20 protein-coding genes are annotated in these 25,805 nt (G+C 73.3%); 7 read left to right on the forward strand and 13 right to left on the reverse strand.

Going from position 1 to position 25,805, the window contains the following annotated elements; genetic code table 11:
• Positions 1 to 104 precede the first annotated feature (104 nt).
• Entirely contained in the window at positions 105 to 749 is a 645-nt protein-coding gene (locus O7633_RS06200) for a class I SAM-dependent methyltransferase (RefSeq protein WP_282326696.1), read from the forward strand.
• Positions 750 to 835: 86 nt separating this feature from the next.
• On the opposite strand, the gene O7633_RS06205 is transcribed toward O7633_RS06200, so the two are convergent.
• Positions 836 to 1,822, reverse strand: a complete 987-nt coding sequence (locus tag O7633_RS06205) for an aldo/keto reductase (RefSeq protein ID WP_282326701.1) — start codon at positions 1,820 to 1,822, stop codon at positions 836 to 838.
• 127 nt (positions 1,823 to 1,949) lie between these two features.
• Here O7633_RS06205 and O7633_RS06210 point away from each other — a divergent pair, with 127 nt between their 5' ends.
• From O7633_RS06210 to O7633_RS06220, 3 genes are all read left to right on the forward strand, one after another.
• Entirely contained in the window at positions 1,950 to 2,798 is an 849-nt protein-coding gene (locus O7633_RS06210; RefSeq protein WP_282326703.1) for a helix-turn-helix transcriptional regulator, read from the forward strand.
• 147 nt (positions 2,799 to 2,945) lie between these two features.
• On the forward strand, positions 2,946 to 3,803 hold the full coding sequence (locus O7633_RS06215; RefSeq protein WP_282328475.1) for an ATP-grasp domain-containing protein: 858 nt from the start codon (positions 2,946 to 2,948) through the stop codon (positions 3,801 to 3,803).
• Positions 3,804 to 3,841: 38 nt separating this feature from the next.
• On the forward strand, positions 3,842 to 4,615 hold the full coding sequence (locus O7633_RS06220) for an SDR family NAD(P)-dependent oxidoreductase (RefSeq protein WP_282326706.1): 774 nt from the start codon (positions 3,842 to 3,844) through the stop codon (positions 4,613 to 4,615).
• A gap of 54 nt (positions 4,616 to 4,669) precedes the next feature.
• On the opposite strand, the gene O7633_RS06225 is transcribed toward O7633_RS06220, so the two are convergent.
• From O7633_RS06225 to O7633_RS06250, 6 genes are all read right to left on the reverse strand, one after another.
• Positions 4,670 to 5,134 (reverse strand): MarR family winged helix-turn-helix transcriptional regulator, encoded by a 465-nt coding sequence (locus O7633_RS06225; protein WP_282326707.1) that lies wholly within the window; start codon positions 5,132 to 5,134, stop codon positions 4,670 to 4,672.
• 184 nt (positions 5,135 to 5,318) lie between these two features.
• The gene (locus tag O7633_RS06230) at positions 5,319 to 6,911 is read right to left on the reverse strand and encodes a beta-1,3-glucanase family protein (RefSeq protein WP_282326709.1); all 1,593 of its coding nucleotides are present in this window, start codon (positions 6,909 to 6,911) and stop codon (positions 5,319 to 5,321) included.
• A 141-nt stretch (positions 6,912 to 7,052) separates the two neighbouring features.
• Positions 7,053 to 8,948 (reverse strand): CocE/NonD family hydrolase, encoded by a 1,896-nt coding sequence (locus O7633_RS06235; RefSeq protein WP_282326711.1) that lies wholly within the window; start codon positions 8,946 to 8,948, stop codon positions 7,053 to 7,055.
• A gap of 137 nt (positions 8,949 to 9,085) precedes the next feature.
• Positions 9,086 to 9,997, reverse strand: a complete 912-nt coding sequence (locus O7633_RS06240; RefSeq protein WP_282326713.1) for a sulfotransferase — start codon at positions 9,995 to 9,997, stop codon at positions 9,086 to 9,088.
• Between the two features lie 3 nt (positions 9,998 to 10,000).
• Positions 10,001 to 11,038 carry a sulfotransferase gene (locus O7633_RS06245; RefSeq protein ID WP_282326716.1) on the reverse strand — a complete coding sequence of 346 codons (1,038 nt, stop codon included), beginning with the start codon at positions 11,036 to 11,038 and terminating at the stop codon, positions 10,001 to 10,003.
• Entirely contained in the window at positions 11,035 to 12,279 is a 1,245-nt protein-coding gene (locus O7633_RS06250) for a glycosyltransferase (RefSeq protein ID WP_282326720.1), read from the reverse strand. The genes O7633_RS06245 and O7633_RS06250 overlap by 4 nt, the downstream gene beginning before the upstream one ends.
• Positions 12,280 to 12,501: 222 nt before the next feature.
• Between O7633_RS06250 and O7633_RS06255 the strand changes: the two genes are divergently transcribed.
• The 3 genes from O7633_RS06255 to O7633_RS06265 are packed head-to-tail and all read left to right on the forward strand — an operon-like array spanning position 12,502 to position 15,723.
• Positions 12,502 to 13,455 (forward strand): hypothetical protein, encoded by a 954-nt coding sequence (locus O7633_RS06255; protein ID WP_282326725.1) that lies wholly within the window; start codon positions 12,502 to 12,504, stop codon positions 13,453 to 13,455.
• Positions 13,448 to 14,242, forward strand: a complete 795-nt coding sequence (locus O7633_RS06260; RefSeq protein WP_282326728.1) for a sulfotransferase — start codon at positions 13,448 to 13,450, stop codon at positions 14,240 to 14,242. The genes O7633_RS06255 and O7633_RS06260 overlap by 8 nt, the downstream gene beginning before the upstream one ends.
• Positions 14,239 to 15,723, forward strand: coding sequence for a hypothetical protein (locus tag O7633_RS06265; RefSeq protein ID WP_282326731.1), 1,485 nt, complete (start codon positions 14,239 to 14,241; stop codon positions 15,721 to 15,723). Before O7633_RS06260 ends, O7633_RS06265 begins: the two co-directional genes overlap by 4 nt.
• A 12-nt stretch (positions 15,724 to 15,735) precedes the next feature.
• Here O7633_RS06265 and O7633_RS06270 read toward each other — a convergent pair whose 3' ends face one another.
• The 6 genes from O7633_RS06270 to O7633_RS06295 all read right to left on the reverse strand — a co-directional run bounded on the left by O7633_RS06270 (position 15,736) and on the right by O7633_RS06295 (position 25,549).
• Positions 15,736 to 16,581 carry a sulfotransferase gene (locus O7633_RS06270; protein WP_282326734.1) on the reverse strand — a complete coding sequence of 282 codons (846 nt, stop codon included), beginning with the start codon at positions 16,579 to 16,581 and terminating at the stop codon, positions 15,736 to 15,738.
• Positions 16,578 to 18,146 carry an oligosaccharide flippase family protein gene (locus O7633_RS06275; protein ID WP_282326736.1) on the reverse strand — a complete coding sequence of 523 codons (1,569 nt, stop codon included), beginning with the start codon at positions 18,144 to 18,146 and terminating at the stop codon, positions 16,578 to 16,580. Before O7633_RS06275 ends, O7633_RS06270 begins: the two co-directional genes overlap by 4 nt.
• A 6-nt stretch (positions 18,147 to 18,152) precedes the next feature.
• Positions 18,153 to 19,208: a Wzz/FepE/Etk N-terminal domain-containing protein gene (locus O7633_RS06280; protein ID WP_282326737.1), complete on the reverse strand. Its 1,056-nt coding sequence runs from the start codon at positions 19,206 to 19,208 to the stop codon at positions 18,153 to 18,155.
• A 26-nt stretch (positions 19,209 to 19,234) separates the two neighbouring features.
• Positions 19,235 to 20,734, reverse strand: coding sequence for an O-antigen ligase family protein (locus O7633_RS06285; RefSeq protein ID WP_282326741.1), 1,500 nt, complete (start codon positions 20,732 to 20,734; stop codon positions 19,235 to 19,237).
• Between the two features lie 64 nt (positions 20,735 to 20,798).
• On the reverse strand, positions 20,799 to 22,091 hold the full coding sequence (locus tag O7633_RS06290) for a glycosyltransferase family 4 protein (protein ID WP_278136036.1): 1,293 nt from the start codon (positions 22,089 to 22,091) through the stop codon (positions 20,799 to 20,801).
• Between the two features lie 239 nt (positions 22,092 to 22,330).
• Positions 22,331 to 25,549: a ThuA domain-containing protein gene (locus O7633_RS06295; protein WP_282326747.1), complete on the reverse strand. Its 3,219-nt coding sequence runs from the start codon at positions 25,547 to 25,549 to the stop codon at positions 22,331 to 22,333.
• Positions 25,550 to 25,805 lie beyond the last annotated feature (256 nt).

Consider the following 25,805-nt stretch of genomic DNA (forward strand, 5'->3'; position numbering starts at 1 on the left):
GTGCCGTCTCCGTGAGGGTTCTTCCCGCGAGGGCTCCACGTCTCCCGAGACGGTACAAGACCCACCACTTCCCTAGACGCAACGTTGCGTCTAGTCTACGTGTCATGACGACGACACTGCACGACCCCGCGGTCCGCGACCTGATCGTCCGGCTGTTCGCCGAGGCCGAGCGCGACGATGAGCGCCCGCCGGGGCGGCCCGCGCCCACGGCCACCGCCCAGGAACGATCCGACCTGCTCGAAGACGTCTACATGCCGATCTCGGCCCGCGGCGGCGACCTGCTCTACGCCCTGGTCCGCGCGGCCCGACCGCAGACGGTGGTCGAGTTCGGCACCTCGTACGGGATCTCGACGCTCCACCTCGCCGCGGCCGTGCGCGACAACGGGATCGGGCACGTCACCACGACCGAGCTCAGCGCGACCAAGGTCAGGGCGGCCCGCGCCAACATCGAGGCGGCCGGGCTCAGCGACCTCGTGACCGTGCTCGAGGGCGACGCGCTGACCACCCTCGGCACGGTCGACGGCCCGATCGGCCTGGCGCTGCTCGACGGCTGGAAGGAGATGTGCCTGCCCGTCCTGCGCCTGATCGAGGACCGGCTCGCCCCGGGCGCCCTGGTCGTCGGCGACGACTCCACCTTCGAGTCGATGAGCGACTACGTGGCCTACGTCCGCGACCCCGGCAACGGCTATGTCAGCGTCGACTTCCCGGTCGAGGACGGCATGGAGCTCAGCTGCTGGACGGGCCGCTGACCGACCGGGTCAGGTCGGGCAGGTTGCCCCGGGTCGTCCGCGGACCGACCCGGGCAACCCGCCGCCGACTCCGACACCGGACCTGGCTAGTTGCCGACGCCGAGGCTCGACATGAACGCCGCCGGGTAACGGTCACCGCGCGCGGCGCCCTTCGGCACGGCCGCCTCGATCTCCTCGAGATCACCGGCCGACAGCTCCACGTCCAGCGCCGGCAGCGCCTCGCCCAGCCGCTGCCGGGTGCGCGCACCGACCAGCGGCACGATGGACGGGTCCTGCGCCGCCACCCACGCGATCGCCAACTGCGCCACCGTGCACCCCTTCGCGTCGGCGACCCGGCGCAGCGCCTCCACCAGGGCGAGGTTGTGCGAGGCGTTCTCGGCGGAGAAGCGGGGGCTGTGGTTACGCGGATCGTCCGCCCGCCCCGGCACCCAGTTGCCCGAGAGCAGCCCGCGACCCAACACCCCGTACGCGGTCAGCCCGATGCCCAGCTCCCGCAGCGTGGGCAGCACGTCGGCCTCGACCGCCCGGGACAGCAACGAGTACTCGATCTGAAGATCGGCAACCGGATGGACGGCGTGCGCCCGCCGGACGGTCTCCGCGTCCACCTCGGAGAGCCCCACGTACCGCACGTGACCGGCGTCGATCATCTCCTTGATCGCGCCGATCGTGTCCTCGATCGGCACCGACCGGTCGAGCCGGGCCGGCCGGTAGATGTCCACGTGGTCGACGCCGAGCCGGGTCAGCGAATAGCTCAGGAAGTTGCGCACCGAAGCCGGGCGGGAGTCCTGACCGGCGAACCGCATGCCCGGCCCCACCTGCTGCCCGAACTTCACACTCAGCAGATAGCCGTCCCGGTCGCGTCCCCGCAACGCCTCCGACAGCAGCAGCTCGTTGTGCCCCATGCCGTAGAAGTCGCCGGTGTCGACCAGCGTGATCCCCGCGTCCAGCGCGGCCCGCACGGTCGCGATGCTCTCCTCACGGTCGGCCGGGCCGTACGCGCCCGACATGCTCATCGCCCCCAGCCCCACCGCGGAAACCGTGGGACCCGTGTCGCCCAGAGTGCGTACCCGCATCGAAACTCCCCTCATCGGTCGATCTCGGCTCCACCCTGCGCCGCTTCCCGGCCCGCCGACAGCGGAGCGCCTGTCGTGGGAGCGGCGCTCCCTGGCCCGGCGCCCGGTCCCCGGGCAGCATGAAGGCATGCAGCGCGAGCAGCTCGCCGATTTCCTCCGCCGCCGACGCGAGGCCATCCGCCCCGCCGAGGTCGGCATCGCCGCCGGCCCCCGCCGCCGCACCGCCGGCCTGCGCCGCGAGGAGGTCGCCATGCTCGCCGGCATGTCCGTCGACTACGTCGTCCGCCTCGAACAGGGCCGCAGCAGCCAGCCGTCGACCCAGCTGCTCGGTGCCCTGGCCCGGGCCCTGCGCCTGACCGACGACGAGCGAAGCCACCTGTTCCACCTGGCCGGCCACCAGCCACCGCCCGCCGACGGCGTCGCCCGCCTGGCCCGGGCCGGGCTGGTCCGCCTGCTCGACCTGGTGGGCGACACCCCCGCCATGGTCCTGTCCGACCTCGGCGAGGTCCTGGCGCAGAACCGCATGTCGATCCTGCTCACCGGCGACCACACCGGGCTGGCCGGCGACCGCCGCTACGTCGCCTACCGCTACTTCACCGACCCGGCCGTCCGCGACCTCCACGGCCCCGAGGAATGGCAGCGGCACGCCCGCCAGCAGGTGGCCGACCTGCGCGCGGTGGCCGGCCGGCGGGCCGGCGACCCGGCCGTGACCGGCCTGATCGAACGGTTGCGGGCGGCGAGCGACGACTTCCGGCGGCTGTGGGCCGAGCACGAGGTCATGGTGCGCCGGGCCGACCGCAAGACGTTCGTGCACCCGCGCGTGGGCCGCGTCACGATGGACTGCGAAACCCTGGTCACCCCCGACCTCGGCCAGCAACTGCTGGTGCTCACCCCGGCCGACGCCGGGGCCCGGGAGAAACTCGACCTGCTGCGCGTGCTGGGCGTCGAGGAGTTCCCGGCCCGGGTGCCCCACTGACGGAGACACCCGTGGTGGGCACCTCCCCGGCGGTTCCGGCCCGCCGCCGGCGTCCCCCGGCGTTCCCGACGGCTCCACGCCTGCCCGACCGCCCGGCCGGATATCGGGTGGAACCCGCCGTCGCCTCTCCGGCACGATGCCCGGGTGATGCTGCTGGTGCCCGCGAACCCGCTCCGCCCCCGCCTGCCCGACGCCCACTTCGCGCCCGAGGCCCACGCCGCCCGCAAAGCCGGGATCACCGTCGCGGTGGTCGACCACGACGCGCTGACCCGCGACGACCCGCACCGCGCCGTCGCCACCGTGCCCGCCGGCGGCGTCGCGGTCTACCGCGGCTGGATGCTCCGCAGCGAGCAGTACGCCGCCTTCGCCGAAGCCCTCACCACCCGCGGCGTGTCCCTGCGCACCGACGCCGAGCAGTACCGCCGCGCCCACGAACTGCCCGGCTGGTACCCCTCGCTCGCCCCGGTCACGCCGACCTCCACCTGGACCACCGGCGCGGACCGGACCGCCTTCGACCAGGCCCGGACACGACTCGGCACCGGCCCCGCCGTACTCCGCGACTACACCAAGTCGATGAAGCACCACTGGAACGAGGCGGCCTTCATCCCCGACCTCGACGACTCCGCCGCCGCCTGGCGGATCGCCACCCGCTTCCTCGACCTACGCGCCGACGACTTCACCGGCGGATTCGTCCTGCGGGCCTTCGAACACCTCACCACCGCCGAGGTACGCACCTGGTGGATCGACGGCGCCTGCGCACTGATCGGGGCCCACCCCGACACGCCCGACGACCTGCCACCCACCGGCCTCGACCTGACCACACTCACCCCACTGGTCGCCGCCCTCGACCTCCCCTTCGTCACCGTCGACCTCGCCCAACGCCACGACGGCACCTGGCGCGTCATCGAACTCGGCGACGGCCAGGTCAGCGACCGACCCGGCAGCATCAGCCCCGACGACTTCGTCACCACGCTCCTCGACGGCACCAGTCCGGCATTGAGCTAACGTATTAGTTAGCCGGGCAAGCATCTTCGGGAGAATGAATGGACCTGGGCCTTCGAGACCGCGCCGTGCTCGTCACCGGCGGATCGTCGAACATCGGAGCGGCGACCGCGATCGCGTTCGGACGGGAGGGCGCACGCGTCACGTTGACGTACAAGTCGAACAAGGAGGCGGCGGAGAAGGTGGCCGCCCAGGTGGAGCGGGAGGGCGGCACCGCCCACACGGTGCCGTTCGACCTCGATGACAGCGGTACGCCCGCCAGGCTGATCGATGCCGTCGTGGAGAGGTGGGGCGGGCTGGACGTCCTCGTGAACAACGCGGTGCGCTGGGCGGACCACGATCCGACCTCGGGCCCCGGGAAGTTCGAGGACGAGACCGACGACAGCTGGGTCGCGCTCATCGACGCGAACCTGACCGCGCAGTTGCAGGTGCTGCGGGCCGCGCTACCCGTGCTGCGACGCAGCGGCAGCGGCCGGATCGTCAACGTCTCCACCTCGCTCGTCGAGCGCGGCATGGTCGGCTCGGTCGCCTACACCGCGGCGAAGGCGGGTCTCCACGGCGCGAGCAGGAGCCTCTCGTGGGAGGTCGGGCGCGACGGCGTGCTCGTCAACGTGGTCATGCCGGGCTGGGTCATCGACGGCAAGGACCTGCCGTTCGAGATCCCCCAGGCCCTCATGGACGAACAGACCTCCCGCCTCCCGACCGGCCGGCTGCCGTCCTGCCAGCACGTGGCCGATGCCGTGGTGTTCCTCGCGTCCCAGGCGAACAAGAGCATCACCGGCGAGATCGTCCGGGTCACCGGCGGCATGTCCTGACCTGAGACAGGCAAGGGCCCCGGTCGGGCCGGTCTCTCACCGGCCCGACCGAGGTCAGTCCGGCTCTTCGTCCGGCAGGTTCTCGCCGCTGTCGCCGTGGTCCAATGCCCTGCCGATGCGTTCGAGCAGGCTGTCGAGGGTCTTCTGCTCCTGCTCGGACAGGAGCGCGAGCGCGTCCTCCTCCAGGCCCCTGGTGATCGCCGGCACCACGTTGCGCAGCTGGTCACCCCGGGGGGTCAGCCACACCCGGACCCGCCTGCCGTCGCGCTGGTCGCCGGCGACGCGCAGCAGGCCGGAAGCCACCATCCGCTGGATGGCGCGGGTGACCGTCGGTGCCTCGACGTTGATCGCCGCCGCGATCTCGCCCGGGGTCAGGCCGTCGCGTTCCCAGAGGCGGCCGAGCACGAACTGCTGGCCGGAGTGCACGCCGTGCTGGGCCAGGCGACGCTGTGCCTCGCTCTTCAGCCGACGCGACACCAGCGCGATCCGCGAGAGGAAGACGTCTTCACCGCCGTGCACAGGCTGATGGTAGACCCGTGGCACCGCCGGGTGTGCGTACCGCCTGGCGGTGCGGTTCTCCTGGAGCCGCTTCCTCATCGGGTCGACAGTTGCCGGCCGGGTCGTCGGCGGGGTTTCGCGGCGCGTCGAGCGCCCTGCCGGGGGCGGGGGCGACTCGCGCACCCGCCCCCGTCGCATCGGCCGGTCAGCCCGTGCGCCACTTCTGGTGGGCCGTTCCCACGCAGTCCCAGAGCTGGAGGCGTGCGCCGTCGCTGCCGTTCGCGTCCTTGATGTCGACGCACTTGTTGGCCTGAAGGTTGACCAGGTCCCCGGCCCCGTTGAGGGTGAACTGCTGGGCGCCGGTGCCGTTGCAGGCGTAGAGCTGCACCACCGCTCCGTTCGCTGTGGACCCGGCGTCGACGTCCATGCACTTGTTGTTCTGGCTCTTCAGCGCCGTGCCGCTGAACGTCCACTTCTGCGCGTTGGTGTTGTTGCAGTTCCACATCTGCAACGGCGCGCGGTCGACGAAGTTGGAGCTCGGCACGTCGATGCACTTGTTGTTCCAGGTGCTGACCACGGGCACCCCGGTGGCCGGGTTGCCGCCGGTGCCGCCGGTGAACGGGCTGAGGACCAGTCCGGCCGCACGTGGGTCGCCGTCGTGCACCAGCGACTCGAATCCGCCGACGTCGTCGAAGGCGAACGCGTACGCCCGGCCGTCGGTCATGTTGGCGTGGATCAGGCGGGCGTACTGGTTGGTGGGGTTGTTGCGGTAGAAGTCGGCGGCGTTGGTGCTGGGCTGGGTGTCGATGGTGCCGAGCGTGCCCCGGTTGAGCGCGGCGCAGAGCGTACGGGAGATCGGGCCGACCACCTGGTCGTTCGGCGCGGGCAGGTCGCCGTCGCAGCCCCAGACGCTGGCCGAGGAGGGCCGGTTGAAGGAGGCGACCACCTGGCCGCTGCCGTTGGTGAAGGTCATGGTGTTGCCCGACGTGCGGCCGTAGTACCTGACGGCCGGCTGGTCGGCGAAGGGTGCCACGGTCAGGGTCTTCGTGGTGTACGCGTTCCACGCCGAGGCGATGTAGGAGTCCAGGTAGGTGGTGCTCAGCAGGCCGGCCCCGGCCGCCTTGCCGGGGGCCAGGACGCGCAGCACGGTCCCGTCGGACCGGGTGTGGACGGTGTTGGCCCAGCCCGGCTGCGCCCTGATCCCGTCGATGACCGCGTTGCGGCCGTTGGTCACCACGTCGCCGGTGCGCCTGGTGACGCCGCTGGCGCCGGTCACGGTGACGGCGTGCGGGATCGCGAACATGTCGACCTGAGAACTGTTGAGCCACAGCCCGGCGTCGTTGTAGGTGAACTCGCTCCAGTCGAAGAGGATGTCGCGGTTCGCGTCACCGGCCGCCCAGGGAGCGGGCTGCACCAGCCCGTCCGGGGTGAGGAAGAACTTCAGCTTCTGCCCGAGGGCGAAGTAGACCCGGCCGGAGAAGCCACGGGGGAACTGGATCGTGGTGCTGCCGCCGTTGCCGGGGCCCGGTATGGAGACGTCCGGCGCAGGCGACGGCGGGATCTGCCCGCCGGTCCACGGCGCGAAGACGCCGCCGGAGTTGACGTAGCCGAGCCGGCCGGAGGACAGCTGGACGCCGATGACATAGAGGTAGACCGCATCGCTGCGGCCGGTGGTGTTGGTGACCGTGACGGGCAGCAGGGCCGGTCCGACCGCGCGGGCGGGCGCGGCGACGACGGCGCCCGCGAGACCGGCGAGCAGTGCGGACGCGGCGGCGAGCAGCCTTCTTCGGAGACGCATGGCGACACCTCGCTGGAGACGGGACGGGAGAGCGCTCTCTCAGCAGGGTCCAATTGTTAACAATGTTTGTCAATAGGTGATTGCCTAGGCCGGGTGGCCGCCGGCGCAGCACCGCTGCGCCGGCGGCCACCCGGGGACCGGTCAGAGACCGGCCGCGTGGGCGGCGGTGGTGCCGCCGACCACCGGAAGAACAATCTTGCTGCTCTTCAGGGCGACGTTGATGTTCGCGGCGGTGGTGTCCGCCTGGCTGGAGTACTGCGGGTAGCTGGCCACGATGATCACGCCGATCCGGTGGCCCGGCTTGAAGACGTAGTCCTCCGGCAGCAGCGGGAAGGTGAAGTTGTACGACTCCCCCACCACCAGCGGCACGGCGGTGCGGATGGACTGCCGGTTCTGGGCGTCCATGATGCCCTTGGTGACCAGCTCGTAGTCGGCCGTGGCGACCCGCTTGGCGGTCTGCTTGTAGCAGCCGTCGTCGGTCGGGCTGTTCAGTCCCCAGCAGTCCTCGGTGGCCAGGGTGACGATGCCCTCACCGGAGGCCCGGTGCGCCACCCGCTCGTCGGTGCCGTAGTCGACCAGGATCGCCCCGAAGTTGGTGTCGGTCTGGTCGGCCGAGGCCCGAAGCTGCACCGTCGGCGTGCCCGAGATGTGCAGGGGCGCGGTCAGCGGCGCGGACAGGAACGCCAGCCGGTTCGGCTGCACCGTGTCCGGGTTGAGGATCATCGTGTTCTGGCTCTGGGTACGGCTGTCCTGGAACGCGCCGGTCGCCGGCTTGGCGGTCGGCACCAGCTTCAGGCCGCCCGCCCCGGTGGTGCCGGGCTGGAGGAACACCTCGGTGTCGGCCTTGCCGGGGATCGGCCAGTCGGCGTGGGTCTCCCACACGTCGGCGGCCCGCTCCAGGTCGACCCGGGGCTCGTCCATGATCCCGTTGGCCACCCCGTGCAGCCAGAAGTCGAACCACCGGTGCAGGGTGGACACCCAGACCGCGCGGCGCGAGTCGAACGGGTCGACGTGCCCCTCCTGGGAGAGCCACAGCTTGCGCGGGATGTCGTTCTCCGCCAGGGCGTACCAGAACTTGCTGAAGTGGTCCGGGCGGACGTTGTCGTCGTTGAGACCGTGGTAGAGCAGCACGCTGGCGGTCATGTTGGGGACCTTCTTGACGTAGCTGCGCTCGTTCCAGAAGGCGGTGTAGTCGCCGTGCTCGTCGCCGTCGGCGGCGGCCATCGCGTCGCGCACCGGCTTGCAGTAGTCCCGCCGCTCGGGGTTGGTGACCGTGTTGGCCAGCGACGCCACGTAGCTGTTGCCCCGGGTGACCACCCCGTTGCTGCGCACGTAGTCGTAGTACTCGGTGGGACCGCTGATCGGCACCACCGTGGTCAGGCCCTTGACGCCGGTCACCGCCGTCGCCATGGCCAGCGAGCCGTCGTACGACTTGCCGATCATGCCCGACTTGCCGTTGTGCCAGTCGGCCGTGACCACCTGGCCGGCCGCGTTGCGCGCGGTGGCCCGGCCGTTGAGCCAGTTGATCGCCTGCTTGGCGCTGAGATTGTCCTGGTTGGCGTTGGTGGTGGGGCAGCCGGTGGAGTTGTTGGTGCCCACCATGTCCAGCAGGATCACCGCGTAGCCGCGCGGCACGAAGTAGTTGTCGTAGAACAGCGGCCACTTGTCGAGCAGGCCGTCGCCGTCCAGGTCGGCCTTGCACTCGGACTCGTTGCCCCGGCAGACCGTCGAGTAGTAGGGGCTGGCGTCCATGATGACCGGCACCTTGAGCCCGTTCGCGGTGGCCGCCGGTCGCATCAGGTCGAACGCGATGATGTCGCGCAGACCGTCGTTGTCGCTGTCGAAGGTGGAGTCGATGAACAGGCGTTCCCGGATGGCGTCGGCATAGCCGAACACCGGCTGGGTGACCCCGTCCTGGACCACGATCGCCGGTGCGTCCGACGCCGCCACCGCCCGTGGCGCCGCGCCCAGGGCGGCGAGCAGCACCGCGGACAGCACTGCCGCCCCGGCGCGGAGGGGTGTTCCCGTTGCAGCCATGCAGTCTCCTTGAATGTCCCGAGAACCGCACGCTATGGGCCGACCGACCGGCACCACCACCTGCACCTGTAGGAACTTTGCCCACCCCGCTCCGACGACGTCGACGCGCCGCGCCCGACGGCGGTGCGCCGCGCCGGTCAGTCCCGGTAGCCCCACTGCCGCAGCGGCTTGTCCAGCACCCGTTCCACGGCGGCGAGCTGCGCGTCGCCCAACTCCTCGTGGTAGGCGGCCTGCCGACCGGCGTGGAACCGGTACCGTCCGAAGCCCTTCTCGAACGCCGGCGACCAGTCCAGGCCGAGGAAGTCGAGCATCCGGGCCACCTCGGCACGCGGGTCGGCGAGCAGGTCCTCGTAGCGCACGTCGAGCCACTGCGCCTCGGGGTGCGCCGCGCGGGCCTCGGCGAAGGAGTCCATCAGCAGTTTCCAGCCCAGCGCGGCGAGCACCGGGAACGACCTGTCGTACTCCTCCCACTCCCGGCGCAGGTCGGTCGGCAGCGGGCCGAGAAACCAGTTGTCCGGCCCGCGCCAGCCGTCCCACCAGCCCATCTGGAGCCAGGAGTTGGTCACCGCCCGGCCGTCGCGGACCACGTTGACCACCCGCAGCTCCGGGTAGCCGGCCCGCAGGAACCCGGTCCTCGGCCAACCGGTCACGTGGTGCAGCAGCAGGCGGCAGCCCTGCCGGGCGATCCGGGCGTCGAAGAAGGCGCGCAGCCGCCGCCGCAGGTACGGGGTGAGATCCTCGGCGGTCAGGTCCCGGCACGGGCGGGAGAACCCGGCGAGCACGTGCCGGTCCAGCAACTGGTACGCCTCCGACGGGGCGACCCGCAGCCGGCCCTTCTCCAGCAACCGGCGGCTGTGCCGCAGCGACGTCATGCCAGCCGGACGCGGCGCCGACCGCCGGTACAGCGGACCGTTGAACCGACCGGCCAGGTTGAGCCGGGACAGCTTGTCGTCGACGCCGGAGACGAACCCGACCCCGGGGTGCCGGGACAACAGCTCCTGCACCAGGGTCGACCCGCACCGCCCGGTGCCCACCACCACCGCCAACATCGCTCAGCCCTCCTCGTGCCGCGCCGGCCCCGACCGCCCGACGCCCACCGGCCGCCCGCCGGCCGCGGCGGGCCCGTCCGGCGCGGACCGGCCGTCCCCCGCCGGGTCCGGGCGGCCGCGCCGCCACGGGTAGCCGAACCGGCGCAGCCCCGCCGCGGTCAGCGCGGTGACCAGCGTGTACGACCAACGGGACAGGTCGCGTCGCCACTGCACGTCGGCGGTGATCGGCACCGGGCCGGTCCGGTGCCGGGACGGGTTGCCGGCCACCGAGTGCGTCGGCGTCAGCCGGACCGTCGCCGGGCCGCTGAACGGGCCGCCGTCGGGGTCGACCCCGGCGAAGGCGGCGATCCGGCGCAGCGTCGGCTCCGGGTCGGCGGTCAGGTCCTCGTAGCGCACCCGCAGGTAGCCCCCCGGGGCGCGGTCACCCCACAGCCGGACGGTCACGGTGTTCCACACCAGCCAGAGCAGGGCGGCCTTCCACACCGGCGGCCGGCTCATCAGCTCCGGGTCGGCGTCGCCGTCCAGCCCCCGGCGGCGACGCCAGGAGAAGGCGGTGGCCCGTGGGTCGCGGACCAGGTGCAGCACCCGCAGGTCGATGCCGGGCAGCGCGGCGACCAGCGCGCCGTACGGGGGCAGCTTCGACGAGTCGACCACCACCCGGGCCCCGGTGTGCCGGGCCACGGCGGCGTACAGGCCGGCCAGCGCCGCGTCGTCGGGGTGCGCGGGCACCGGCCGGTCCCCCCGGCGGTGGCGACGCAGCAGCGCCGGCAGCCCGCGCATCCGCAGCCGGCCCCGCAGCCCGGCGGCGATCGTGGCGGCCCGTTCCACCGGCAACTCCCGGCGCACCGCACGCCACAGCGGGCAGTCCCGCAGCGGCCGGCCGCAGCCGCAGGGCCGGTTCTCCACCTCGCCGCGCTGCCACAGGTAGCGCAGCTCCCCGGCGGCGAAGACCCCCGGGTACTGCCCGAGGACGGTGGTGACCAGGGTGCTGCCGCTGCGTCCGCTGCCGGCCAGGTAGAGCACCCGCACCGGCGGGTTCACACCGGCTCCCGCACGGTCCGCGCGGCGGTCGCGTAGACCTCCCGCAACCGGGTCAGGTGCGCCTGCGGGGAGAAGTCCCGCTCCACCCGCGCCCGGCCGGCCCGCCCCATCCGGTACGCCCGCTGCGGGTCGGCCAGCACCCGGGCCAGCCCGGTGGCCAGCGCGACCGGGTCGTCGGCGGGCACCACCTCGCCGTCCACCCCGGCGGTGACCAGCTCGGGCAGGCCGCCCAGGTCGGAGGCGACCACCGGCACCCCGCAGCCGTACGCCTCCAGGACCGCCATCGGCTGGTTCTCGTTCCACCGGGACGGCACCGCCACCACCGTGGCCGAGCGGACCAGCTCGTGCAGCCGGGCCTTGTCCAGCCGGCCGTGGAAGCGGACCCGGCCGGGGGCCCGCCGCCGGGCCAGCTCGGTCAGCCCGGCGCGGGCCGGGCCGTCCCCGGCCACCTCCAGCACGACGTCGTCGGGCAGCCGGGTGAGCGCCTCGATGAGCACGTCGACGCCCTTCTCCGGGGCCAGCCGGCCGGCGAAGACCACCGGCCCGCCGGGGGCCGCCTTCACCGCCGTCGCGGCGACGTCGACGAAGTGCGGCACCACGTGCATCCGGTCGGGGAAGACCCCGGCCCGGCGCATCACGTCGGCCAGGAACCGGCTGGGGCTGACGAACGCCTGCACCGGCCCGTACGCCCGGGTGGCGCGGTGCAGCCAGGACTCGACGGCCAGCAGCGAGCTGGCCCCGAACGAGCCGTCCTTGCAGCGGCGACGGGCCGCGCGCAACGGGCCGCCGGTCACGCAGGCGTCGCAGACCGCCCCCCGGTCGAGCATCTGGTAGCTGGGGCAGGCCAGCTTGTAGTCGTGCAGGGTCATCACCGCCGGCACCCGGGCGGCCCGCACCGCGGCCAGCACCGACGGGGAGAGCTGGTGGTAGATGTTGTGCAGGTGGACCACGTCGGGCCGGAACTCGGCGAGCACCCGGGCCAGGCCCCGCCGGCTGGCCGGCGACCAGATCATCCGGGCCGCCACCGCCGCCCGGGGGCCCGCGCCGCGCGGCGCCGGGTCCAGCTCCACGTGGGAGGGGAAGTGTCGGGCGTACGGGGTGGGGGCGTCGTTGTCCGGGTGGGTCATGCCGAAGAAGGCCACCTCGTCGCCGTCGCCCCGTTGCAGCTCGGCGACGTCGAGCAGGTAGCCCTCGGCGCCGCCGCGCCGGTAGAGGAACTTGTTGACATGGAGGACACGCATCGGCCCGCTCCGGGGGTGGCTGCCGCGGTTCGTCGGGGTCCAGGGGTGGGGTGGTCGCCCCGGACGGCAGCGGTGACCAGGGGCCCCACCGTATGCACCAGCCACGTCGTGAGTCCAGCTCATGATCCCCAAGCTGACCACACGGCCCATCGCCGGTCGACCACACGGCCACGTGGCCAGCCACGATGATCTGCCGGTACCGTGTGCCCCACCCCGCCTGACGTGCCCGAGGAGGACCCGGTGCCGCACCCCGACGAGCCCTCGGCGCTGGCGTACACCGCCCGGCGGGTCCGTCGGCACCTGCGCTGGGCGCGCACCGAGGGCGTCCGGCGGCTGATCGAGGAGGACCGGCTCGACCCGGTCGACCGGGCCCGCACCGCGCTGGCGAAGTGGCGCTGGCGGCGGGCCCATCCCGGGCCGCCCGGCCGGGCCGTCCCGGTCTACCTGGTGGGCCTGCAACGCTCCGGCACCAACATGCTGACCCGGGGGCTGGACGCCGACCCGTCGGTGGAGGTCCGCAACGAGAACGACCGGGCCGTGTTCCACCGCTTCCGGCTGCGCCCCGACCCGGTGCTGGCCGCCGTCGTCCGCCGCAGCCGGCACCGGTACGTGCTGGTCAAGCCGCTGTGCGACACGCACCGGGTGGACGAGTTGCTCGGCCTGGCCGGGGTCGCGCCGGGGCGGGCGCTGTGGGCGTACCGGGACGTCGACGACCGGGCCCGCTCCGAGGTGGCGAAGTTCGGCGACGCCAACCTGCGGGCGCTGCGGGCGATCGCCGACGGCACGATCGGGGACGGCTGGCAGGGGCAGCGCCTGGACGCGCCGACGCGGGACCTGGTCGCCGGCTTCGACTACGACCGGATGACCCCGCACACCGCCGCCGCCCTGTTCTGGTACGTGCGCAACTCGTTGTACTTCTCCCTCGGGCTGGCCGACCGCCCGGACACCCTGCTCTGCTCGTACGACCTGCTGGTCGCCGACCCGGCGGGGTCCACCCGGCGGCTGTGCGCCTTCCTCGACCTGCCGTACGACCCGGTGCTGCACGCGCACGTCGGCGCGCGCACCCCGGCGCGGCCCCGGCTGGAGATCGACGCCCGGGTACGGGCGCTCTGCACCACCCTGGCCGGGCGGCTGGACGCGGCGGCCGGCCGGCGGGAGGCGGTGGGCCGTGGCTGAACCGCACACCCCGGCGGTGGGGGCGACCCGGGGGCCGATCTTCCTGGTCGGCTGCCAGCGGTCCGGCACGACGATGCTGCGGCTGGTGCTGGACTCGCACTCCCGGGTCAGCTGCGGCCCGGAGACCCGCTTCCTGGCCGACATGCAGCGCATCGTCGGGCGGGACTGGGAGCGGCTGTCCCGCTTCGGGTTCCCCCGGGAATACTGGCTGGGCCGCATCGCCGACTTCTTCGGCGGCATCCAGGCCGACTACGCCCGGTCCCGGGGAAAGACCCGCTGGGCCGACAAGACTCCGCTCTACGCGCTCTCCATCGACTTCCTGGCCGAGGTCTTCCCCGACGCGCAGTTCGTGCACGTCGTGCGGGACGGCCGGGACGTGGTGGTGTCGCACCGCAAGCGGTTCGGCTACTGGTCGGCGGTGAAGTGCGTGGTGAAGTGGCCGCGCTACATCCGCGTCGCCCGCGCCGCCGGGGCCCGGCTGCCGGCCGACCGCTACCACGAGCTGCGCTACGAGGAGACGGTCACCGACCCGGAGAAGGCCATGCGTGCCCTGTTCGAGTTCCTCGGCGAGCCCTGGGAGGCGGGCGTGCTCGACTACGACGGCAAGCAGCACGACGTGGCGGGCAAGTACACCGCCGAGGCGGACCGTCGGCGGGCCGCCGCCGGCACCGACGCCCCGATCTACGGCTCCCGGGTCGGCACCTACCGCCGGGAACTGGACCCCTTCCTGCGGGTGCTGGTCCGGATCTTCTCGGGTGCCACCCTGCGCGAACTGGGCTACCGGTGAGCCGCCGGACCGGGCGGCGGGTGCTGCTCGCCGGGGTGGCGCTGGCCGCCCTGGTCGCCGGGGCGGCCTGTTCGGACGGGCCCGCCCCCCGCCCGGCCCCGTCGGCGACCGGCCCCTCGGCGGCCACCCCGTCGGCCGGCGCCACCGGCGCGCCACCGGCCGGCGCGCCGGCCCGCAACCCGTTCGGCGCGCACTGGGACTGGTCCCGCCACGACCAGTTCGTGCCCTACCTGGAGAAGCTCTCCGGCTCGGCGACCTACCACGAGCTGAGCTGGTGCGACATCGAGAAGACCCAGGGCAGCCCGGACTTCTCGGCGGTGGACCGGATCGCCGAGCGCAGCCGGCAGCTCGGCATCACCCTGCACCTGAAGATCCGCACCGGGGTCTGCTGGGCCACCGGCGGGACGGCGAAGTTCACCCGGGGGCAGGCCAACAAGACCGAGTCGGCGATGCCCCGGGACCTCGCCGCCTACCAGAGCTTCGTCCGCGCCCTGGTGCAGCGGTACGCCCCGTACGGGGTCCGCGAGTACGCCATCGAGAACGAGGTCAACGCGCAGCAGTACTGGGCCGGCAGCCCCGAGGACTACCGCCGGCTGGTCACCGCCGCCGCCGAGGCGATCCGGTCGGCCGACCCGCAGGCCAAGGTGGTCGACTCGGGCATGAGCAGCGTCGCGTACGGGATGGGGGTGGCCGACCGGCTGTTGCGCGCCGGGCAGCCGGACCAGGCCGTCGCCGCCTACCAGGCGTACTTCCAGCGGCGGATCGGCACCCGGGGGCGGCTGATCCCGGCGGTCGCCGACCCGGCGGCGTTGCGCGCGGCGCTGGACAACACGCAGAACTCCCGCAACCTGGCCTACCTGGCGGTCACCGAGAAGCTGCTCGACGACCGGGTGGTCGACGTCCGGCAGCTGCACTTCTACGAGCACTTCTCCGGAGTGCCGGCGCTGCTGGACTACCTGCGCGCGGAGACCCCGACCGGAGTGCCGGTGCAGGCGTGGGAGGTCGGCCAGTTCTGGAAGGACGGCGCGGACGACGCCGCGGCCCGGGGCGACGAGATGGTCAAGGTGGTCGGTCAGTTGGTCGCCGGGGGCGTCCACGAGGTGCTCTGGCTGCCGCTGGCATACAACCCCGACAACCGGGCCGGGGCGGAGGTCCGCTACGGCCTGCTCGACCCGGACGGCACCCAGCGGCAGGCCGGCGCGATGATGGCCGCCCTGGCGGCGGCGGCCCGGGACGCGACCGTCGAACCCGTGAACGCCAAGGGGCTGACCGGGGTGGCGTTCCGCCGGGGCGCGGAGAGCACCCTGGTGGTCTGGTCGACCACCGGGGGCACGGTGTCGCTGCCGGCCACCGCCGGGGTGACCGGCGGCCCGGTCGGCGCCGACCCGGCCGCCCGCACCGGCGCGCTGCCGATCGGGCCGAGCCCGGTGCTGCTGCGCGCGAAGGCCGCCCCGGCCGACGTCCTCGCCCCGATCCGCTGACGCGGTGGCCGTTCACCAGGTGCGGGGCCAGCCGAGCAGGGTGGCGAGGCGGGCGTTGTGCGGGGCGAACCCGGCGGACAGCTCGGCCCGCAACTCGGCGGTGAGCTGGGACGGGCCGCTGTCCGCCCGGCGGGTGTGCCGGGCGAACTCCGCCGGGGTGTACGGGGCCAGCCCGAGGAACCGCAGCACGCCCGCGTAGGTGGTCGCCGGGTCGGCGTACAGGTCCTCGCTGCGGATCACGTGCAGCCGTTCGGCGGGCAGGTGGGCGTACCAGCGGTCGAGCTGTTCGGCGTAGCGGCCCCGGGCGGCGTAGGAGAAGTTGCGCAGCGCGTGGTGGGCCGCCGGGGTGTCCGGCCCGTCGGCCAGCGCCGCGGCCAGCCGCCCCGGCTCGGCGGCGAGCGCCTCGGCGAAGCCCAACGGCTCCAGCCCGTACGAGCGGGTGTGCAGGTAGTGGGAGTAGGCCCGCTCGACCGGGTCGCGCAGCAGCGCCACGAACCGGGCCTCGGGCAGCGTCGCCGCCACCCGGGCCGGCACGCCGGGGTGGAACAGGTAGTAGGGGCTGGCCTCGAAGCTGCGGCGACCGGGGGCGGCCGGTGGGAAGTGCGCCCGGTACCAGCGCGGCCCCCGACCGTAGTGCAGGCTGAAGAACTGGAGTTCCTTGCCGGTGGCGGCCCGCACGTCGGGGTGCGCGGCGAGGTAGTGGTGCAGCGAGGTGGTGCCGCACCGCTGCCCGCCGATGATCAGGAAATCGGGCAGCGCGCCGACCGGGCCGGGCCGCGCCGCCCGCGCCCAGGCGCGGGTGCCGCGTACCATCCGGCGCAGTCGGTCCACGGTGGCCCGCCGCGGCCCCGCGCTCACCGCGACACCGCCCGGCCGGCCTCGTCGACGGCCGGGGCCGGATCGTCTCCGGCGGCGTCGGGCGGGCCGCCGCGACGGCGTCGGCGGGCCAGGGTGCGCAGCACCATCACGTCCTCCCGGCTGAGGCCCAGCGCCAGCACGGTCCCCAGGTAGACGGCCACGATCGCGGTCAGCCCGGCGGCCGGCCGCCCCGGCCAGCCCGGCACCAGCCAGCGCACCAGCAGGCCGGCGAGCAGCGCGGCGACACCGGCGGCCAGCCCCTTGACCATCCCGACGGTGAACGGCAGCGCGCCGGTCAGGTGGCGGACCTGCACCACCCGGGCGACGTTGACCACGATCAGCGAGGCGCTCCACGCCGCCGCCGCGCCGACGATCCCGTACGCCGGGATGAGCCACAGGTTGAGCAGCACGTTGAGCAGCAGGGCGACCAGGTTGTCGGCCATGTTGAGGGCCACCCGGCCGGACATGTTCAGCACCGTGCCGCACGGGCCGGTGGCCGCGTTGACGAGCTGGCCGAGGGCGAGGATCACGGTCACGGCCGCGCCGGTGGCGACCTCGCCGCCGAAAACGCGCAGCAGGTCGCCGGGGAGGACCAGCAGCGCCACGAACGCCGGCAGCGACAGCCGGACGACCCAGCCGGTGGCCACCGCGTAGACCCGGCGGACGTCGTCGAGGTCCCCCCGGTGGTAGAGGTGCGCCAGGTACGGCCCGAACGCGGCGTTGACCGGCGCGAGGACGAAGATGGCGACGGTGACCAGCCGGGTGGCGACGTTGTAGACGCCGATCTCCGGGTTGGCGAAGAAGCCGAGCAGCAGGGTGTCGACCCAGATCAGCCCGGTCGACGACAGCGACGACACCCAGCTGACCGTGGAGAAGCGGAACAGCTCCCCCGGCCGGTGCACCGGGCGGGCCGGCGGCACCCGGCGCACCAGCCGGCCCAGCGCCAGCAGGGCGAGCAGGGCGGCCGACCAGCCGGCCACCACCAGCGCCCAGAAGGCCCCGGTCAGCCCCGCCCCGGTGACCAGGGCGAGCGCGGTGAGCAGCAGCCGGGCGCCCGGCTCGTAGAGCTGGCCGATGAAGGTGAACGGCCGCTGGGTGCGCCAGCCCCGGGTCGCCGCGAGGGCCGCCTCGCAGACCGTCGAGGCGGGCAGGGTGAGCGCGACCAGCCGCAGGCCGGTGACCAGCCCCGGGTCGTGCAGCCGGTCGGCGAGCCAGGGCGCGCCCGCCGCCAGCGCCCCGGCCAGGACGACCGACGAGCCGGCCGAGACGGCCAGTCCCAACCGGATGGTGCCGCGCAGCGCCGGGGCGTCCGCGTCGGCCAGGTGCACCGCCACGAACCGGGTCAGCCCGGCCCGGAACCCGGACAGCGACAGCAGCCCGGCCAGCGACAGCACCGCGTAGCACTGGGCGTACCGGCCGACCTCCCGGATGCCCAGCACCCGCGCCAGCAGCAGCATGATCAGGAAGACCGCCGCCTGGCTGAGCAGGGCGCCGAGCAGGTTGAGTCCGCCGCCCCGGGCCATTCCCCGGACGTGCTGGTCGCCCCGCGCGGAACCTTCCGGCACCCCCGCCTACCGGTGCCGGGAGTTCTGCTCGGGCACGCCCGCCGTGACCGCCGGCAGCACCACCGTGTCGTCGCTGCCGCGCCGCCCACCGGGCGGGGCCGCCCGACCGACGGCCGACGGCTGGCCGGCCCGGCGGCTGCGCGACAGCCACTCCAGCACCGCGACCAGGAGCACGGCCAGCAGCAGGCCGGCGCCGAGCACCGGGAGCACCAGGCCGACCAGCGCCTTCACCCGGGACACCGGCTGCACCTCGCCGACGCTGGTCACCTTCTCCGGGTCGGCGGCCTGGGACTGGGCGCGGGCCTGTTGCAGCCGCTGCCGGGCCGAGGCCAACGCGCTGGTGGCGCTGTCCCGCTGCGCGATCAGCGCCTGGTAGTCGGGCAGCTTCGGGCCGAGCCCGTCGAGCCGCTTCTGCCCGGCGCTGATCGACTCGGCGGCGGCGTTGGCCCCCCGGGTGTTGCCGACCGCCTGCATCTGCAACTGCTGCTGCCGCAGGCTGGCGATCTCCTGGAGGGTCGACTGGTAGAGCTTGTCCGGCTGGCTGACCTTGTTGGCCTTCTCCCAGTCGTTGATCGCCCGGGTGGCGGTGGTCAGCTCGTCGGTGGCCGTCTTCACCTCGTCGGTGGCGATGCCGACCTGGCTGGCGAAGAGGAAGGCCAGGGCCCGCTTGCCGGTCGCGGCGAGCACCGGGTCGACCGTGGACCGGTCGGCGGCGGTGTAGGTCACGGTGAGCTGACTGCTCGCGCCGACCTGCTTGACCGCCAGCCCGTCGCGCAGCGTGTCGGCGGGCACCCCGGTGTCGGCCGCCACCTGGTCGACCACCTGCGGAGAGGTCACCGCCGCGGCGAAGGCCGCCGCGAACTGGCTGGCCGCCTGGGTGCCGGTGTACTGCTGGGCCGCGCTGCCGCCGACCAGGGCGGGCGCGGCGACGTACGAGGTGGCCGCGTACTGCTGCGGGCCGAGCAGGACGACCAGCGCGGCCGCCGCCCCGGCCACCAGCGGAATGCCCACCAGCAGCCAGAGTCGACGCCGCGCGACCCGCAGATAGTCGACGATCTCCACCCTGCCGCTCCCCACTGCTCGTTGCTTCATCGGTTCTGCCACCCGGTGCCCACCGGTCGGGGCGTCGCCACCCGGGTCGGCTCGGCCGGTAGCCCCCGGGCGACCGCGCCGGCTGCCGCGGCGAACGCCGCGAAGTACCACAGGGTGACCACGTTCGAGATCACGTTGGACGCCGCGCTGACCGCGACGAAGGCGACCGCGCAGCCCAGGAACCCGATCGCGATCCCCCGGCCGAGGCTCCCCGGTGGGGCCCGGCGCAGCGCGTTCAGCCCGGTGTGCAGGCACAGCGCCAGCATCGCCAGGTACGCCAGCAGCCCGGCCAGCCCGGTCTCCACGTACGCGCGCAGGAAGTCGTTGTGTGGCTTCTTCGCCTCGTCGGCCTCGAACTTGGTCATGTTGGGGCCGATCCCGGTGACCGGGTTGCGGTTGGCCAGCGACACGATCTCCGACCAGTAGCCGACCCGCCAGGCGAGGGTGTTGCCGGTCGGGCCGCCGCCCACGGCGGTGCTGTCGGCGAGCTGCCCGAAGCGGTGCGCCACGCTCGGCAGCAGGGCCACCCCGGCCACCGCGACCAGGCACAGCGCCACCAGCATCCGCCGGCTCCGGTGCAGCACCGCCACCACCAGCAGGCCCAGCCCCGCGCCGAGGATCGCGCTGCGGGTGTTGGTGAGCAGCAGGAACAGCAGCGACGCGGCGAGCAACGCGCCGAGGCCGAGCCGGAGCCGGCGGCCCAGGTAGCGGTGGATGCCGAACCCGAAGATCACCATGAACATCAGGTAGCGGCCGAAGGTGGTGGACTGGCCGAACGGCCCGCTGATCCGGGTGAAGCCCCCCTTGACCTCGGCCGGTGGGTGGCCGAGCAGGGACAGCACGACGGTGTAGCCGACCGCCAGCGCCAGCGAGGCGTACGCGGCGAGCAGCACCCGGCGGACCGCCGGCAGGTCCGGCATCAGTTGTTCCAGGACCACGAACATCACCACCACGGTGCCGATCCGCAACGCCTCCAGGGCGCTGGGCACCGGCTGGGCGGCCCCCGCCGCGCTGACCAGGGAGGTGGCCCCGACCAGCAGCATCGCCACGCCGAGCGGCGAGCCGCGCAGCCGGCCCCGCTGGCGTAGCTGGGCGGCGAGCCAGAGCCCGGCGGCGAGCAGGAACAGCACCGCGAGGATCGTCGACGGGTCCATCGCCCGGGTCGCCGCCGCGCCGTCGGCCCGGCCGGCCGTCGGGCCGCTGAGCTTGAACAGGTCGACGCAGGAGCGGACCGCCAGCATCAGCAGCACGTACGCCGCGAACCGGGTCAGGGCGAGCACGCCGACGGCCAGCCCGGCGAGGACCGCCAGGGGCAGCACCGCGCCGACCCGGCCGCCGCCGGTGGCGGCCAACCCGACGGCGACCGCCGCCACGGCGCAGAGCAGGGCCGCGCCGACGGTCAGCAGGCGGGCGGTCGGATCACCGGCGGCCCACCGTCGCCGCCCGCCGTCGGGCAGGGCGAGGTCACTCTCCGTGCCGTGTCGCTGTCCGTCCACCGCTCGCCGACCACTCGTTTCCAGGGAACTGTTGCCGGTCGCCGCCGACGGCCGGAGGAACGGCCTAATCTAACGGTCGCCGAGGTCGGGGGGCATGGGCCGTTACGCCGACCGTGGGCGACCCAACGTCCGGTTCCCCCCGGCGGGGGGCGCGCAGGGCCAGCGAGAAGTAGAGTTCCTCCAGCTCACGGGCGGCCGCGTCCCAGCTGTACTCGGCGAGCACCCGGTCCCGCAGCAGCGCGGCGCCGGCCCGTTCGGCAGGCAGGTCGGCGGTCACCGTGTGCAACGCACGGCGCAGGTCGTCGACGTCGCCGTCGCGGAACAGCCGCTGCCCCGGGCCGTCGCGGTCGAGCATCTCGCGGTGGGGTTCGATGTCGCTGGCCACCACCGGCAGGCCGTACGAGGCGGCCTCCAGCACGGTCAGCGGCAGCCCCTCCAGGCGGGACGGCTGGACGAAGGCCGCCGCGTGCGAGTACAGCTCGGCCAGCACGTCGCCGTAGACGAAGTCGGTGAACACGATGCGCGGGTCGTCGCCGGCGGCGGCGCGGAGCTGGGCGACGTACCCGTCGGTGAAGGCCGAACCGCCGACGATGGCCAGCCGCAGGTCGGTCGGCAGCTGACGGAACGCCCGCACGAGCAGGTCGGCGGCCTTCTCCGGGACGAGCCGGCCGACCAGCAGCAGGTAGTTGCCGGGGCGCAGGCCGAACCGGGACAGTTCCCGGGGCGGCAGGTGGGTGGGGGCGACCACCCCGTTGGGGATGTAGCGGGCGGGCCGGCCGAACCGGCTGGCGTAGTGCGCGGCCAGGCCCCGCGACACGGTCACCCGGGCGTCGGGCAGGTGCCCGCTGAGCCGGTACGCGGTGCCGAGCACGGCCTGCGCCGCCCGGCCCCACTTGTCGCGCTGGTTGTCCAGCCCGTGCACGGTGAGCACCACCCGGGCGCGGGAGGCGTACCGGGCCAGCGGCGCGGTCAGCACCGGGCCGAGGCCGTGGTAGTGCACGATGTCGGGGCGCTCGGCCAGCGCCGCCAGGGTGGAGGTGGCCGAGTGCACGATGGCGTCGAGGTGTTTGCTGGGCACGGTGCGGGCCCGCCGTAACCGGATGCCCCGGTGCCGGGTCTCCTCGACCGCGCCGTAGCTGTCCCGGCAGTAGACGGTCACCTCGTGGCCGAGGCCGGCCAGCCGGCTGGCCATCTCCTCGACGTGCCGTTCGATCCCCCCGTAGGTGGCCGGCACGCCCTTCTGGCCGATCATCGCCACCCGCAGGGGACGCCAGCCCGGCGGGCAGGTGACGCCCGGCCCCGGGCGGTCGGGGCGGGGCTGTCCCCCTCGGTCAGCGGCATCGTTACGGAACGGCACGGTCCCCCCTCGTTTTCGCTGCGTGCCGGGGCGGGGCGTGGCCCCCGGGCGCACGGGACGCTAGATCATCGACGGTCGGCCGGCCACTGGCCGGTCAGTCAGACCTGGCCGGCCACCGTCGCCACCGGCCGGGTCGGGCACCTGCGGGTGCCGCCCGGCCGGGTGCCGGTGGCCGCCCCGGTGCCGGTGCGACGCCGGGAGGACGGAGTCTCCGTCCTCCCGGCGTCCGGGTGGTGACGTCAGGAGGTCGGGCCGCCGAACTCCACCCAGTTGAGGTTGAACAGGCTGGTCGTGGGTCCGCCGGAGACGGGCTTGAAGACCAGGTAGAGGGCGTGCGTGCCGGCCGCCTGGCTGACCGGGAAGGTCTGGCTGGCCCAGGCGCTGGTGCCGGTGGTCGCGTTGAGCGTCGCGCTGGTCACCAGCTCACCGGTCGGCGAGTCGAGCCGCAGCTCGACGATGCCGCGCGGGGTTCCGGCGGTGGCCGTGGAGCCACCGGCGTACCGGAAGGTGATCGAGTCGATCCCGCCCAGGTTGATCGGGTCGAGCGCGATGTGGTCACCGTTGTCGATGCCGGACACGTGCTGGCCGCCACCGGCGTCGGTGGTGTTCGCCAGGGTGACGCCCTGCTGCACCTGGGCGAACTCGGCCTGCTGCCGGAAGGTCTGCAGGACCACCTGGTCGAGGGAGGACAGCGCCGGCTGGCCGTTGGCGCCCTTGTCGGTGTAGGTGGCGCTGATCGCGCCGTACAGGTAGCCGCCGGCGTGGTCGGCGCCGTCGGCCGGGGTCTCGAACGAGCCCGAGCAGCCGTTGGCGTCGCTCATGCCGTGGCCGTGGGTGTCGTGGCCCAGCACGAACGAGACCGTGACCCGGCTGCAGTCGATCGGGCCGTCCTCGGGGTCGGTCACGGTGACCGTCCACGGCACGGTGTCACCCCAGTTGAAGAAGGTGCCGGACAGCGGCGAGGTGACCTTCACGGTGGGCGCGGTGTTGCCCACCGTGATCTCGCGGGTGAGCACCGCCGTCTTGCCGCTGGAGTCGGTGACCGTCAGCTTGGCGGTGAAGACCCCGTTGGTGGTGTAGGTGTGCGACGCGTCCCGCTCGGTCGAGTCGGTGGTGCCGTTGCCGTCGAAGTCCCAGGCGTAGGTGATGGTCTCACCCGGGTCCGCGTCGTAGGAGCCCTCGGCGGAGAACTGCACGGTCAGCGGCGCCTGGCCGGAGGTGGGGCTGGCGTGCAGCTCCGCCACCGGCGCCCGGGTGCCCTTGGCGTAGCGGATCACCGACAACGCGGCGTCCGGGTTGGCCCGGAAGAAGCCGTCGCCGTACTCCAGCAGGTAGAGGTTGCCGTCCGGACCGAACTCCATGTCCATCGGGTTGTCGAAGACGAAGCCCGGCAGGAACTGCTCCACCCCGACCAGCTTGCCGCTGCCGTTGGTGCGCATCATGAAGATCTTGTCCCGGGTGAACTCCCCGAAGACCACCGCGTCGTGGTAGTACTCCGGGAACTTGGTCTCGGAGGCCAGCGCGGCGTCGTACTTGTAGACCGGGCCGCCCATCGGGCCCACGCCGCCGGTGCCGAGCACCGGCCACTGGAACTCACAGGTGCCGGGCGGGTTGGCCAGGTACGCCTCGGCGCAGGTGGTGGTGGCCCGGAAGGTGTAGTTGAGCTGCGGGTCCTGCACCGGCGGGAGGACCCGACGGCCGGTGTTGCGCGGCGAGTCGTTCACCGGCGCGGCGCAGTTGAACGCGCCCTTGGACTCCTTGGTGACGAAGTCGTAGTCGATGTACGGCAGCGTCGGCGAGTAGCAGTACGGCCAACCGAAGTTGCCGGCCTTGTTGGTGGCGATCCACCGACCGGTGCCCTCCGGCCCCCGGGCCGGGTTCGGCACCTGCGAGTCCGGCGAGTAGTCGCCGATGTAGACGAAGCCGCGCGAGTCCACGTCGAAACGGAACGGGTTGCGCAGACCCATCAGGAAGATCTCCGGGCGGGTCTGGTCGTCGCGGTCCTCGGACTCGGGGAAGAGGTTGCCGGCCGGGATGCTGTACGACCCGTCCGCCTTCACCTTGATCCGCAGCACCTTGCCCCGCAGGTCGTTGGTGTTGCCGGCGGACCGCTGGGCGTCGTAGCCCGGCCCCTGGGTCGGCGACTCGTTGATCGGGGTGAAGCCGTCCGAGCCACCGGCGTTGGTGTCGTCACCGGTGACCAGGTAGAGCAGCCCCTTGCCGTCGAACTTGATCTCACCGGCGACGTGGCAGCAGATGCCCCGGTCGGTGTCGACCTTCATGATCTTCTGCTCGCTGGCCAGGTCCAGGTGCGGGGTCGGCTCCTCCACGAACTTGAACCGGGAGAGCTGGTTGTGGCCCTTGTAGACGTCCCACGCGGTCGGGTCGGTGCTGGTCGCCGGCGCGTCCGTGGTGGGGGTGTCGAGCTTCGGCGCGTAGTAGGCGTACACCCACTTGTCGGTGGCGAAGTCCGGCCCGACGGTGACCGACTGGAGGCCGTCCTCGTCGTGCTGGTAGACGGGGATGGTGGTGATCACCGGGCTGGCGCCGGTCTCCGGGTCGTACAACCGGATCTCACCCGCCCGGGTGTTGTGCAGCACCCGGCCGTCGGGCAGCACCGACAGGGTCATCGGCTCGCCCGGCTCGTCGTTGAGGATGACCTTCTCGTAGTTGGCCTTGACCGTCGCCCCGCAGTCCCCCTCCACGATGCCGGCCGACCACTGGATCGCGCCGAGCAGGTGCTTGCGGAATGCGCCGTTGGCGTACGTGTCGGCGGAGTCGCCGAGCCCGGTGTAGAACGACCGGCCGCCCTGGAAGTCCTTGCACCAGGAGATCGGGTGGTCGTAGCCCATGGTGCCGCCGGTGAACGTCTTCTCGTCCACCGTTGCCAGCACGTGCGCGGTGCCCCGGACGTTGGTGGTGAAGTTGTACCACTGGTCGTTCAGGCTGATCTGCCGGGCGAGCGGCTTGCTCGCCGGGTGCGCCCGGTCGGCCACGTCGATGCTCGCCGGCCCGCTCGACGCGGTGCCGGCGGCGGTGGTGCCGACGATGTCGCGGTAGAACGTCCACGACGGTTCGGCCTCGACCGCGGCGTGCACGCCGAGGTAGCCACCGCCGTTGCGGATGTAGCGCTCGAAGGCCGCCTCCTGGCTGCTGTTGAGCACGTCGCCGGTGGTGTTGAGGAAGACGACCGCGCCGTAGCTGGCCAGGTTGTCGTCGGAGAACGCGGTCGAGTTCTGGGTGACGTCGACGGTGAAGCCGTTGCCGTTGCCCAGGGTGCGGATCGCGTTGACGCCCTTGTCGATCGACGGGTGACGCTCACCGTCGGTCTTGGTGAACACCAGGACGCTGGTCTGGTCCTGGGCCGGCTGGGCCAACGCCGGGGCGGCCGCGGCGAGCGGGACGACGATCCCGACCCCTGCGATCGCGGCGAGCCATCGGTGTGCCGATCTTGCCATCTGGTTCCTCCGGTGGGGGGACGATGTGCTGCCTGCTCCGGGCGGGTCGCCGGGGCCACCCGGGTGGTATGTGCCGCCTCTCGCTCTCCGGTGGGTCGGGACGACGCCGTCCCGGCCCCGTGCGGTTCGCCGACCGGGGAGCTGCGTGCGGCCTGGGCCCGTGCCGGGGCGCGCGGCAGCGCGGCCCGGGGTCACGGGTCGGAAGAGGTGACGGGCTAGGGGGGCGGTACGCCCGGTCGCCGTCCGGGGCCGCCGG

Origin of the sequence: Micromonospora sp. WMMD712, from assembly GCF_029581295.1 — a bacterium.
GTDB lineage: Bacteria > Actinomycetota > Actinomycetes > Mycobacteriales > Micromonosporaceae > Micromonospora > Micromonospora carbonacea.